Source organism: Pantoea sp. BRR-3P (assembly GCF_039621635.1).
Lineage (GTDB): Bacteria > Pseudomonadota > Gammaproteobacteria > Enterobacterales > Enterobacteriaceae > Pantoea > Pantoea floridensis.
Genome location: NZ_CP155066.1, coordinates 2,119,696 through 2,131,814, shown reverse-complemented (window position 1 = coordinate 2,131,814; position 12,119 = coordinate 2,119,696). Strand labels below are relative to the sequence as shown.

The following is a 12,119-nucleotide window of genomic DNA, read 5'->3' as shown; positions in this document are numbered from 1 at the left end:
TTCGTCAATGCGTGTCGCTGAGCTTCTACCAGGCTTTTGTGATTACGCTCACAGAGGAAACCTTCATGAATATCGATTTACACGGTAAAGCAGCGCTGGTCACCGCATCCACCGGCGGCATAGGTTTTGCCATCGCACAAGGTCTGGCCGCCAGCGGCGCGGAAGTGGTCCTGAACGGACGCAGTGAAGCATCGGTCAGCCGTGCACGCGAGAAGCTCAACGGCCTGGTGGCGGGCGCAAAAATCCATACCGTTATCGCCGACCTCGGCAGTGCGCAGGGTGTCAGGCAACTGCTTAACGGCTTGCCGCCGATCGATATTCTGGTGAATAACGCCGGTATTTACGGACCGCAGGATTTCTTTGAGGTGGATGACGAAACCTGGGATGCCTACTGGCAAACCAATGTGATGTCAGGTGTCCGCTTGTCGCGCGCGTTGTTGCCGGAGATGGTGAAACGCGGCTGGGGACGGGTAGTGTTTATCTCTTCTGAATCGGCGCTCAACATTCCCGCCGATATGCTGCATTACGGCGTCAGTAAAACGGCGCAGCTGTCGCTGGCGCGTGGTCTGGCAAAAGTGGCGGCGGGCAGTGGGGTGACGGTGAATAGCGTGCTGCCGGGGCCAACGCTTTCCGACGGTTTTGCCGCCATGATGGAAGAGGAAGTGAAACGCACTGGTAAGCCGCTGGAAGTTTTAGCGAAAGAGTTTGTGATGGCGCAGCGCCCGAGTTCGGTGATTCAGCGTGCTGCCACGGTGGAAGAGGTCGCGAATATGGTGGTGTATGTCTGTTCGAAACAGGCCTCAGCCACATCGGGCGCCGCGCTGCGCGTTGATGGCGGCGTCGTGGATGATATTGTTTAGCCAGATGGCATGATTGAGGTCGCCATGAATGGCGACCCGACGGTGAAGCGTGCGGTAATTAGGTTGCTTGCCACGTACGGTGGGCATTCATGCCCACCGTCTCAAAAACGCTCCGTACAACAAAGACAAAAGTTTACACTGCAAAGCTTGGTGTTTCTGCTGTAGATGCATAAAATGCCCGCACTTTTCTCTGAGGCTGCGGCATGACGATATCGCTATCACGCGCAAAATGGATTCTGGCACTGGTTTGTCTGGTGCTGGCATTTTGTCTCGTCCAGCGCAGCTTCAATTTGCCCTTCGCGCCGTTCCCGCAGATCAACGCCTCCGGGCAAACTCAATGTGTTGACGATGCCAGCGGCAGCGAAAAGCCCTGTGCACTGAGCGCGAAATCCCTCGGCGGCACGGCACCGCTCCTTGATACTGCATTGCCCTTTCTGCTGTTGCTATTAGCGTTAATGGCTAGCTTTACGCCAGCCACGAAGTCTGTCGGCTATCACCGCACACTACTGTTTCCACCGCTGCGACGGCGGCATCTCACCTTCTGTGTCTTCCGGGAATAACACGACGCGCTGCATCGCGTAAACCCTGTTATTTACTGGAGATATCAACATGTACTTATTAATCAGGAGCCTGCTGCTTCTGCTGGCGAGCTGTGCGATGACCGCGCAGGCCGCCGATACCGGCTGGCTGCGCAATGCGCAAAATAGCCACGCCGAGGTGCGCCTGCGCAGCGCCAGCTTCAACGACAAGCAGCAACTGCTGCTGGATATTCGTCTGCAACCCGGCTGGAAAACCTACTGGCGCACCCCTGGCGAAGGCGGCGTCGCGCCGGAAATCCGCTGGCAAACGCCGGAGGTCAACGCGCGATGGTTTTGGCCAGCGCCCGAGCGTTTTGACGTTAGCGGTTTGACCACGCAAGGCTACAAAGGCGATATCACGCTGCCCATCGAACTGGCAACATTGTCGAGCCAACGGCTTGCAGGTACGCTGACGCTCTCGACCTGCAGCGATGTCTGCATTCTGACCGATTTCCCATTCAGTCTCGATCTCACCCGACCTGCGGATGTGAATTTTGCCCGCGATTATGCTGAAGCGATGGGGCAAATTCCCGCCGCAGGCGGATTAACCGATCGGCTCAACGCCAGCTTTGTTAACGGCGAACTGCAAATTCGCGCCCAGCGCCAGGATGGCTGGCAAAAACCGGCGCTGTTCTTTGACTATCCGCCGGGCAGCATGCTGGCAGCACCCAGCATCAGCGTTAGCGGTGACACACTCAGCGCGCGGGTGGCGGTGACCGACGAATGGGGCGAAGCGGCACCGGACTTGCGCGGCAAAACGCTGTCGCTGGTGGTAGCCGATGGCGGTATCGCGCAGCAAAGCTCAGTGACGATTGGCGCTGAAAGCCTGGTTTCGGGCGGGGCAGCGTCGACCTTGTGGTCCGTTGTGCTGCTGGCGCTGCTCGGCGGATTGATCCTCAACCTGATGCCCTGCGTGTTGCCGGTGCTGGCGATAAAGCTCAGCAGCCTGGTGCAACAGCAGGGGCAAACACAGCGTCAAACGCGCCAGCAGTTCCTTGCCTCCAGCGCGGGCATCATCTTCTCTTTCCTGCTACTGGCATTACTGATGACCGGGCTGCGGCTAAGCGGCCAAGCACTTGGCTGGGGCATCCAGTTCCAGAGCAGCGGTTTCCTGCTGGTGATGGTGCTGGTGATGTTCCTGTTCAGCGCCAGCCTGTTTGATTTGCTGCACTTCCGCTTGCCGTCGGGCCTCAATACCACACTGGCGACACGGGGCAGTGATGGTCTGCTCGGACACTTCGGGCAGGGCGCGTTTGCCACCTTGTTGGCCACGCCGTGCAGCGCACCGTTCCTTGGTACCGCTGTCGCCTATGCGCTGACTGCACCGCTGCCGCAGCTATGGCTACTGTTTGTGGCGCTTGGCGTGGGCATGAGTTTGCCATGGCTGCTGGTGGCCGCGCTGCCGGGTATGGCGCGTTGTTTACCGCGTCCCGGGCGCTGGATGGTGCATCTGCGCAGCGTACTCGGCTTGTTTATGCTGCTTGCCACCTTCTGGCTGGTCACGCTGCTCATACCTCACTGGGGCGCGACCTTTGCGCTGATGCTGGCGCTCACGCTGCTGGTGGTGCTTTGCATCTGGCTCGTGAAACAGCAGGCGCTCCAACAGGCTGGCGTCGTGCTCATCACGCTTACGCTGGCAGGCGCACTGTTCCTGATGACGCGTATTGAGCCGGAAGAGGATTCGCTGCACTGGCTGCCGCTGACAGAAGCGGCGCTCAATCAGGCACTTGAGCAGGATAAACGCGTGTTTATTGATGTCACTGCTGATTGGTGTATCACCTGCAAAGTGAACAAATCCCGCGTGCTGAATCAGCCTGATGTGCGTGCTGCGCTAAAAGCCGACGACGTGGTACTGCTGCGCGGCGACTGGACACAACCCGATGCGGCGATTGGTGAATTCCTGCGCCGCCGCGATCGTGTCGCCATCCCATTTAACCAGATTTATGGCCCGGCGCTGCCGCAAGGCCAGATTTTGTCACCGCTGCTGACGCGTGAAGCGGTGATTTCAACACTCTCTGAGGCGAAAAAATAATGAAGAAATCCCTGTTACTGCCACTGATGCTCCTTGCCATGCCCGCACTTGCTGCTGCGCCGTTTACCCCAGAACAGGAAGCGCGCATTAAAGAGCTGATTCGAGAGACGCTGGTGCAAAACCCAGCGATTCTGGCCGAAGCGGCCGACGCCTTGGACAAAGAAGCCGCGCGCCAGCAGCAAAGCGTGGTGGCGCAGATGGTGGAGAAAAACCGCGATGTGCTGTTCAACGATGCCGCCTCACCGCGCATTGGCGCTGAAAAGCCCGCGCTGACGTTGGTGTACTTCACCGATTACAACTGTGTGTTCTGTAAGAAATTTGAAGCAGATATCGAAAAGCTGATCAAAAACTATCCGCAGGTAGCGGTGGTGATTAAACCGCTGCCGTATCGTGCCGAAACCTCGCTGACCTCAGCACGACTGGCGCTCACCGTTTGGGAGCAGCAGCCTAAAAACTTTCTTAAGCTGCATGAGCGTTTGATGGCTAAAAAGGGCAATCACGATGCGGCCAGCATTGAAGCTGCACTGGAAAAAACCGGCATCACCTTGAAAGAGCCCAGCAAAGCCAGTCTTGACACCATTAACAGCAATCTGACGCTGGCACAGCAGCTTGGCGTCCAGGGGACGCCAGCAACGCTGGTGGGCGATCAGATGATCAGCGGTGCGGTCCCTTATGAACAGCTGGAAGCGGCAGTGAAAGGCGCGCTGCAGGCCAAGAAATGAGTCGCCTGAAGCGCTGGCTACGTGAAGCGCTATTGCTGGTCCTCATTGCCGGAGCAGTATTGTGGGGCATGGATTGGTGGCGTGCGCCGCAACTGCCTGCGGATTTGGCGCAACAGCCGCTGACTTCGCTACAAGGTGACGTCAATCTCGCTGAAATGAGTCAGCATCAGCCGGTGCTGGTTTACGTCTGGGCGACGTGGTGTGGTGTGTGCAAACTCACCACGCCAACCGTGGCGGCGCTCAGCCAGCAGGGAGTAAAGGTGGTTAGCGTGGCGCTGCGCTCTGGCAGCGATGCGCGCGTTGCCACCTGGCTTGAGAAGAAAGGGGTGCACGGTGTGGCGATCAATGATGAAAACGGAGCGCTAGGTCAGCGCTGGGATATCAACGCGACGCCGACCTTTATCGTGTTACACCAGGGAAAAGTCGTTAGCACCAGCAGCGGCTGGACCAGCGGTTGGGGATTGAAACTCCGCCTGTGGTGGGCATCCCGATAAGCTCACTGGCGGCACATGCACGTGCCGCCAGCAACATCGCATTTTTGCAGAACAATATGTTCTCGCTTCGTCGATTGCATGATCAGTCTGTGACTTGAATCACAGGCAATAAAGCATTTAAGGGCTGCATTTTACCGCTCACTGATTAAAATGAAACGGTGTTTCAATTTAATTTGAGGATGGATCATGAAAATCGCGTTGATGATGGAAAACAGCCAGGCTGCGAAGAACGCAACGGTGTTGAAGGAGCTTCAGTCGGTGGCACAGCCGCTCGGGCATCAGGTGTTTAACGTTGGCATGAGCGACGAGCAGGATCATCATCTGACATACATTCACCTCGGTATCATGGCCAACGTGCTGCTGAACAGTAAAGCGGTGGACTTTGTCGTGGCCGGTTGCGGCACCGGCCAGGGCGCGCTGATGTCGCTTAACCTGCATCCGGGCGTGGTGTGCGGTTACTGCATCGATCCGGCGGACGCCTATCTGTTTGCGCAAATTAATAACGGTAATGCGCTGTCGCTGCCGTTCGCGAAAGGTTTCGGCTGGGGCGCGGAGCTGAACCTGCGCTTTATCTTCGAAAAAGCCTTCACCGGAGAAAAAGGGCTGGGCTATCCGCCGGAGCGTAAAGCGCCGCAGGTGCGCAACGCCGGCCTATTGAACGAAGTGAAAGCCGCACTGCTGAAAGAGAACACGCTGGATGCATTACGCGCCATCGATCCTGAGCTCGTAAAGACGGCGGTAAGCGGCCCGCGCTTGCAGCAGTGCCTGTTTGAACATGGGCAAGACAAGGCGATCGTAGGCCTGGTACGTGAACTAACGCAGTAGTGATGCTCTTAGAGCTGATAAGGTGCGCACTGATGCGCACCTTTTTTTATGCTCGACTGTCATCTTTGCTCACAGCCTGATGATTGCAACTGCTCTGCGCCGCGCTAGACTGTATCGTATTGATTTTGATAGTGAGGCCAGTTCGTGAACGTCATTGAAGGAAAAGCACTGCAAGTATCTGATGCCATTGTGGCCTGTCAGCTTGATGGCGCAGGTGGCATGATTCCCATCGAAGATAAAGATGTGATTAATTGCGAGCGCCCCTGCTGGCTCCACCTCAATTATACCCAACGCCAAAGCGCAGAATGGCTGCAAAACACGCCGCTCATCCCCGACTCAGTGCGCGATGCGCTGGCAGGTGACAGTATGCGCCCGCGCGTGACGCGCCTCGGCGACGGCTTCATGATTGTGTTGCGTAGCGTTAACCATAACGCCGATTCGCGGCCCGATCAGCTGGTCGCCATGCGCGTGTTTATCAACGACAAGCTGATTGTCTCCACGCGCCGTCGCAAGGTGTACGCCGTCGATGAAGTGTTAACCGATCTCCAAAATGGCAATGGCCCGATTGATGGCGGCAGCTGGCTGGTGGATGTCTGCGATGCGTTGACCGATCACGCCAGTGAATTCATTGAAGAGATACATGACAAAATCATTGCGCTGGAAGATGGCTTGATGAACCAGGAAGTGCCTGCACGCGGTGACCTGGCGTTGATACGCAAGCAGCTGATTGTGATGCGACGCTATATGGCGCCGCAGCGTGATGTGTATGCGCGGCTGGCCATCGAAAAAATGGCGTGGATGAATGATGACGATCGCCGTCGTATGCAAGAAGTTGCGGACCGGTTGGGACGCGGACTCGACGATCTCAATGCCGGCGTGGCGCGTACCTCAATTCTGGCGGATGAAGTCGCTTCGATCCTGGCGGAGTCAATGAACCGCCGCACGTACACCATGTCGCTAATGGCGATGATTTTCCTGCCCGCGACGTTTTTAACCGGCTTATTTGGCGTTAATCTGGGTGGCATCCCCGGCGGCAGCTGGCCGCTGGGCTTCACGGCCTTCTGTGTGCTGCTGCTGATGATGGTTGCAGGTGTTGCGGTATGGCTTAAAAGACGTAACTGGCTGTAAAACAGAAAAGCGGTTTAAACCTGATCGATATCAATATCTCCCGAGACCAATCGGGGCAAACTCTCTCCCGCAGGTGAATGCAACGTCAAGCGATGGGCGTTGCGCTCCATATTGTCTTACTTCCTTTTTTAGAATTACTGCATAGCACATTTGATTCGTACGACGCCGGCCTATCCGCCGGCTTTTTTTTGCCCGCTTGGCTTGCTCGGCCATCCTTTCCTATGCTTACAAGACATTCAGCAATAAGGAGAAGGGCATGCAACCGATCACCGCTAGCGAACCGATTCCTACCGATCCACCCCCCATTCCCGAACCGATTCCACAACCACAGCCGATTCCACCGGAGCAACCGCCTTACGACCCGGAGTTTCCACCGATTCAAGATCCGCCGCCGCATCGCTAATTGCAAATAAAAAAGGCGCGTTGCCGAAGCGACGCGCCTTTTATCTCTCAAAAAACGCTTACTTAATTTCCAGCACGTCCAGACGTACGCTAAGGCTCGGCGCATCATCTTCTTCAGGCTGCCAGCCCGCAGGCTGCACCGGCAACGTTTCGCGATCAAATGCTAAATCACCGCCATCAACAACGTCATCGCCGTGTTTGATACCTTTGAAATCAAAAAGATTGATATCTGCCATATGTGATGGCACCACATTCTGCATGGCGGTAAACATGGTTTCGATGCGGCCTGGATATCGTTTATCCCAGTCGCGCAGCATATCGGCGACCACCTGACGTTGCAGATTTGGCTGCGAGCCGCACAGGTTGCACGGAATGATCGGGAACTGGCGTGCTTCCGCAAAACGAATGATGTCCTTCTCGCGGCAGTAAGCCAGCGGACGAATCACGATATGCTTGCCGTCATCGCTCATCAGCTTGGGCGGCATGCCTTTCATCTTGCCGCCGTAGAACATATTCAGGAACATCGTCTGGAGGATGTCGTCACGATGATGACCTAACGCGATTTTGGTACAACCCAGCTCGGTGGCAGTGCGGTATAGAATGCCACGGCGTAAGCGCGAGCAGAGTGAGCAGGTGGTTTTCCCTTCAGGGATTTTATCTTTAACTATCGAATAGGTATCTTCGTTGACGATGTGGTACTCAACGCCCAATTCATCCAGATAGGCTGGCAGGATATGCTCAGGAAATCCCGGCTGTTTCTGATCCAGATTCACCGCTACCAGCGAGAAATTCACCGGTGCGCTCTGCTGCAAATTGCGCAAAATCTCCAGCATGGTGTAGCTATCTTTGCCGCCAGACAGGCAAACCATGATGCGATCGCCTTCTTCAATCATATTGAAGTCAGCAATGGCTTCACCCACGTTGCGACGCAAACGCTTCTGCAATTTATTGAGGTTGTACTGCTCTTTTTTTGTTACTTCTTGATTTTCTGACATTATTTTCACGCTTAAGAGTGAAGACAAGGACCGTTAGCGGCTGAAGCAAACTTCAGCGGCAATAAACCCTTTTAACATGACTGCGTATGGTACGGATTGCGGGCGCGAATGCTAGCCTGAAGTGATCTCTTTTCTGCGAGTCACGCATTGCACTTGATAGCAAAGCGCACACTTTGCCAGCGCAATCTGTGTATTTATTGATCTAAGCAAATATTTTCCTCATCCGGCCCTGACAGGATGGCCAAATAGTTTTTTTAGTTTCTTAAGGTGAGGAGTGAAAAATGCAAACGTATGACATGGTGTTTGAAGAAGCATGCCGGCTGGTGGGGCAATGTTATCTGGAGCTGGCACAGCGCGGTGCCGCAACCGAGAAAGAAGTGTTAGCGACTGAGTTACGTAACCTGCAAGTGCGTTATCGTGAATTAACCGGCGCACCGAATCGCGCCGTGGAGATGGCAATCGTCCAGCTTAAACCCTGTTAAACCAGCAAAAAGCCCGGCCATCTGCGCCGGGCTTTTCCATTTACTCACTTTTCTCCCTTTTTCCTGCTAACTCCGCCAGCCGTTGATAGCGCTGCTCAGCGGCCTCCGTCGCGTCACGCCATAACTGAGACGCCTCTTCAGGGCGCTGGCTTTGTAATTGACGGAAGCGCTGCTCGTTCATTAATGCCTGTTCCAGCTCTGAGGTGGGTGGACGAGAATCCAGTGACAGCGCGGCTTTACCTTGTTCCGCTCGGCGCGGATCAAAACGATACAAAGGCCAGAAGCCGCTGGTCGTAAGCAAACGCATTTGCTCATGGCTATAGGCGAGATCGTAGCCATGTTCTTCACACGGGCTATAGGCAATGATCAACGACGGCCCTGGCCAGGCTTCGGCTTCCTGAATCGCTTTCACCGTCTGATTAAGCTGCGCACCCAGTGAGATCTGCGCCACATACACATGCCCATACAGTAGGGTGGACATGCCAAGATCTTTACGTGCTTTACGTTTGCCTTGCTCGCCAAATTTGGTCACGGCGCCCAGCGGTGTCGCTTTTGATGCCTGACCACCGGTGTTGGAGTAGCACTGTGTATCCAGCACCAGCACGTTTACGTTTTCGCTCAGGCTCATCACATGATCGAGTCCGCCGTAACCAATATCATAGGCCCAGCCATCGCCACCAATCAGCCAAACGGATTTCTCTACTAATGCATCGGCGGTTGCAGTTAATGCTACGGCTGCAGGCTGCGACGATGCGGCGAGCAGGGCGCGCAGTTGGGCAATCTGTTCGCGCCGCCGTGATATGGTGACGTTGTCACCTTTAAGGTCAGCAACTAATGCAGCGGGCAATTCTGGAGCACATTGATCGAGCAACCTGAGTGCGCGCTGTTTTTGCTGATCGACACTCAAACGGAAACCCAAACCAAACTCGGCGTTATCTTCAAAGAGTGAGTTAGCCCACGCCGGACCACGCCCTTCAGCGTTAGTGGTATAGGGCGTGGAGGGCAAGTTGCCGCCATAAATCGAAGAACAACCGGTAGCATTAGCAATTAATAGGCGATCGCCATATAGCTGCGTCAGAAGCTTGATATAAGGCGTTTCACCACAGCCGGAACAGGCACCGGAATATTCAAACAGCGGGGTAATGAGCTGCGAGGTACGGATATCAATCCTTTCCAGCTGTTCTGCCGTTATCTCAGGAAGTGCGAGGAAGGCAGCGTAATTGATCTTTTCAGTCTCAACATGCTCCAGCCGTGATTTCATGTTGATGGCTTTAATCTCTGGGTGCTGGCGATCGCTGGCTGGACACACCTCTACGCATAAGTTGCAGCCGGTGCAATCTTCCGGTGCCACCTGCAATACATATTTCTGCCCGCGCATATCGCGCGATTTCACATCAAGGGATGCGAGCGAAGCGGGTGCATCGGCCAGCGCTTCAGGGGCCACCACTTTGGCACGAATGGCCGAATGGGGGCAGGCGGCGACACAATGATTACACTGCGTACACAGATCAGGCTGCCAGATGGGGACCGCTTCGGCAATATTGCGTTTTTCCCACTGCGTAGTGCCGACCGGCCAGGTGCCGTCGGGTGGCAAAGCCGAGACGGGGAGCTTGTCGCCAAGGCCTGCCAGCATTGCGGCAGTCACGGTTTTGACGAAATCGGGTGCGCTATCTGACACCACCGGCGGCCGATGTGGGCTGCGGGGATCAACCGGCTGTCGCGGCACCGCGTGCAATGCCTGTTGAGCTAGCGCCAGCGCCTGCCAGTTGCGCTGCACCAGCGCTTCGCCCTTGCTGCTGTAGCTACGTGCAATCGCGTTTTGCAATTCGCTCAGTGCGCTGTTGCCTGGCAGGATCTGCGTCAGCTGGAAAAAGGCCATCTGCATAACCGTGTTAATGCGTGCGCCCAGTTGGCATTCACGGGCAATGCGCGCAGCGTTAATCACATAAAATTGTGCCTGTTTGTCGTTAAGCTTGCTTTGAACTTCCTGTGGCAAACGTGACCACACTTCATCCGCGCGGTAAGGCGTGTTGAGCAGAAAAATCCCGCCGGGCTTGAGCTGATCAATCATCGAATACTTATCGATAAATTGCAGCTGATGGCAGCCGATAAAGTCAGCTTGCTGAATCAAATAGGCGGACTGGATGGGATATTCACTGACGCGTAAATGGGATACCGTCAGTCCACCGGCTTTTTTTGAATCGTAAACGAAATAGCCCTGCACGTGCCACGGCGTAGCGTTGCCGATAATCTTCAGATTGTTTTTGCTGGCGCTGACGCTGCCGTCGCTTCCCAGGCCGTAAAACAGCGCCTCAAGTCGCGCGCGGTTAGGCACAATGTTGGCTTCCAGCGGCAGGGAAAGGTGAGTGACATCATCGTAAATGCCGACGGTAAAGCGCGCCGGAGGTTGTTCACGCTGTAGCGCCCGGAATACGGCCAGGACCGCATCGGGTGCGAACTCTTTCGAAGATAAGCCATAGCGCCCACCACTTACTTTTGGCAGCGATGCACGCTCGCCACGGCTGTAAGCCTCAGCCAGCGCAGTCATCACATCAAGGAACAGCGGTTCACCCAGCGCGCCCGGCTCTTTGGTGCGATCCAGCACGGCAATGCGCTGCGCGGACGCTGGGATCACGCTGAGTAAATGCTTCGCCGAAAACGGGCGATATAAGCGCACTTTTACTAAGCCAACTTTCTCCCCGCGCGGCAGCATCTCATCAATCGCTTCTTCCGCAGTGCCGCAACCAGAACCCATCATGACTATCACGCGTTCGGCCTGTGGATGGCCATAAAACTCAAACGGCTGGTAGTGGCGTCCGGTATTTGCGCCAAATGCTGCCATCGCATCTTCAACGTGTTGGGTGCAATTGTCGTACCAGCGGTTAGTGGCTTCGCGTGCCTGGAAGTAGGTATCGGGATTCGCGGACGTGCCGCGAATGGCAGGACGATCTGGCGTGAGTGCGCGCGCGCGGTGGGCGGCAATGGCGTCAGCGGGCATCAGCGCCTGCAGGGTTTCATCGCTGATCGGTACAATCTTGTTAATCTCATGCGAAGTGCGGAAACCATCAAAAAAGTGGATAAAGGGGATACGGCTGTTAAGCGAGGCAATGTGCGCAATCAAGGCAAAATCCTGCGCTTCCTGCACGCTGGATGCGCAAAGCTGTGCGCAGCCCGTCTGGCGAACGGCCATCACATCGGAATGATCGCCAAAAATAGACAGTGCGTGAGTCGCCACGGTACGCGCTGCAACGTGCAGCACAAACGGCATCAGTTGACCGGCCAGTTTGTACAGCGTTGGAATCATCAGTAGTAATCCCTGCGACGAAGTAAAGGTGGTGGAGAGCGCGCCGGTTTGTAGCGCGCCATGCACGGTGGCAATCGCGCCGCCTTCAGATTGCATCTCGATGACACGCGGTACGTCGCCCCAGACGTTAGGGCGGCCTTCGCCAGACCAGCTATCTGCCAGTTCGGCCATAGTGGAGCTGGGCGTGATGGGGTAAATGGCAATTACTTCACTGGTGCGGAAGGCGACCGAAGCCACTGCACCGTTACCGTCGACGGTAATCATAAATCGTCCTTTGCTACGCTGAGAAACCCGCAA

11 protein-coding genes are annotated in these 12,119 nt (G+C 55.7%); 9 read left to right on the top strand and 2 right to left on the bottom strand.

All coding sequences use genetic code 11. From position 1 onward, the window contains the following. Positions 1 to 65: 65 nt before the first annotated feature. The 8 genes from AAGR08_RS09805 (at position 66) to AAGR08_RS09770 (ending at position 7,042) form a co-directional block, all read left to right on the top strand. A complete protein-coding gene (locus AAGR08_RS09805) occupies positions 66 to 860 on the top strand; it encodes an SDR family oxidoreductase (protein WP_345826759.1) in 795 nt (264 codons plus the stop codon). A gap of 203 nt (positions 861 to 1,063) precedes the next feature. After that, entirely contained in the window at positions 1,064 to 1,420 is a 357-nt protein-coding gene (locus AAGR08_RS09800) for a hypothetical protein (protein WP_345826758.1), read from the top strand. A gap of 49 nt (positions 1,421 to 1,469) precedes the next feature. Then, a complete protein-coding gene (locus AAGR08_RS09795; protein ID WP_345826757.1) occupies positions 1,470 to 3,470 on the top strand; it encodes a protein-disulfide reductase DsbD domain-containing protein in 2,001 nt (666 codons plus the stop codon). Then, positions 3,470 to 4,192 carry a DsbA family protein gene (locus tag AAGR08_RS09790; RefSeq protein WP_345826756.1) on the top strand — a complete coding sequence of 241 codons (723 nt, stop codon included), beginning with the start codon at positions 3,470 to 3,472 and terminating at the stop codon, positions 4,190 to 4,192. The genes AAGR08_RS09795 and AAGR08_RS09790 overlap by 1 nt, the downstream gene beginning before the upstream one ends. Then, a complete protein-coding gene (locus AAGR08_RS09785) occupies positions 4,189 to 4,686 on the top strand; it encodes a protein disulfide oxidoreductase (RefSeq protein WP_097097421.1) in 498 nt (165 codons plus the stop codon). The genes AAGR08_RS09790 and AAGR08_RS09785 overlap by 4 nt, the downstream gene beginning before the upstream one ends. Before the next feature lie 186 nt (positions 4,687 to 4,872). Continuing rightward, positions 4,873 to 5,511 carry an RpiB/LacA/LacB family sugar-phosphate isomerase gene (locus AAGR08_RS09780; RefSeq protein WP_097097420.1) on the top strand — a complete coding sequence of 213 codons (639 nt, stop codon included), beginning with the start codon at positions 4,873 to 4,875 and terminating at the stop codon, positions 5,509 to 5,511. Between the two features lie 144 nt (positions 5,512 to 5,655). Then, complete coding sequence (gene zntB / locus AAGR08_RS09775) at positions 5,656 to 6,639, top strand: zinc transporter ZntB (protein WP_345826755.1); 984 nt, start codon at positions 5,656 to 5,658, stop codon at positions 6,637 to 6,639. A gap of 256 nt (positions 6,640 to 6,895) precedes the next feature. Beyond that, entirely contained in the window at positions 6,896 to 7,042 is a 147-nt protein-coding gene (locus tag AAGR08_RS09770) for a hypothetical protein (RefSeq protein ID WP_176519178.1), read from the top strand. 58 nt (positions 7,043 to 7,100) lie between these two features. On the opposite strand, the gene ttcA is transcribed toward AAGR08_RS09770, so the two are convergent. After that, positions 7,101 to 8,036, bottom strand: a complete 936-nt coding sequence (gene ttcA / locus AAGR08_RS09765; protein ID WP_097097418.1) for a tRNA 2-thiocytidine(32) synthetase TtcA — start codon at positions 8,034 to 8,036, stop codon at positions 7,101 to 7,103. A 281-nt stretch (positions 8,037 to 8,317) separates the two neighbouring features. Between ttcA and AAGR08_RS09760 the strand changes: the two genes are divergently transcribed. After that, a complete protein-coding gene (locus AAGR08_RS09760) occupies positions 8,318 to 8,518 on the top strand; it encodes a DUF2767 family protein (protein WP_097097417.1) in 201 nt (66 codons plus the stop codon). 40 nt (positions 8,519 to 8,558) lie between these two features. Here the strand turns inward: AAGR08_RS09760 and nifJ are convergent, their stop codons facing one another. After that, positions 8,559 to 12,086 (bottom strand): pyruvate:ferredoxin (flavodoxin) oxidoreductase, encoded by a 3,528-nt coding sequence (gene nifJ, locus AAGR08_RS09755; RefSeq protein WP_345829828.1) that lies wholly within the window; start codon positions 12,084 to 12,086, stop codon positions 8,559 to 8,561. Positions 12,087 to 12,119: the final 33 nt, after the last annotated feature.

Bases quoted from the DNA above. Each gene is read 5' to 3' on its own strand.
- AAGR08_RS09795 (WP_345826757.1), top strand. From the start codon at position 1,470: ATGTACTTATTAATCAGGAGCCTGCTGCTTCTGCTGGCGAGCTGTGCG.
- AAGR08_RS09760 (WP_097097417.1), top strand. From the start codon at position 8,318: ATGCAAACGTATGACATGGTGTTTGAAGAAGCATGCCGGCTGGTGGGG.
- nifJ (WP_345829828.1), bottom strand. From the start codon at position 12,086: ATGATTACCGTCGACGGTAACGGTGCAGTGGCTTCGGTCGCCTTCCGC.
- ttcA (WP_097097418.1), bottom strand. From the start codon at position 8,036: ATGTCAGAAAATCAAGAAGTAACAAAAAAAGAGCAGTACAACCTCAAT.
- AAGR08_RS09780 (WP_097097420.1), top strand. From the start codon at position 4,873: ATGAAAATCGCGTTGATGATGGAAAACAGCCAGGCTGCGAAGAACGCA.
- AAGR08_RS09800 (WP_345826758.1), top strand. From the start codon at position 1,064: ATGACGATATCGCTATCACGCGCAAAATGGATTCTGGCACTGGTTTGT.
- AAGR08_RS09790 (WP_345826756.1), top strand. From the start codon at position 3,470: ATGAAGAAATCCCTGTTACTGCCACTGATGCTCCTTGCCATGCCCGCA.
- AAGR08_RS09785 (WP_097097421.1), top strand. From the start codon at position 4,189: ATGAGTCGCCTGAAGCGCTGGCTACGTGAAGCGCTATTGCTGGTCCTC.
- AAGR08_RS09805 (WP_345826759.1), top strand. From the start codon at position 66: ATGAATATCGATTTACACGGTAAAGCAGCGCTGGTCACCGCATCCACC.
- AAGR08_RS09770 (WP_176519178.1), top strand. From the start codon at position 6,896: ATGCAACCGATCACCGCTAGCGAACCGATTCCTACCGATCCACCCCCC.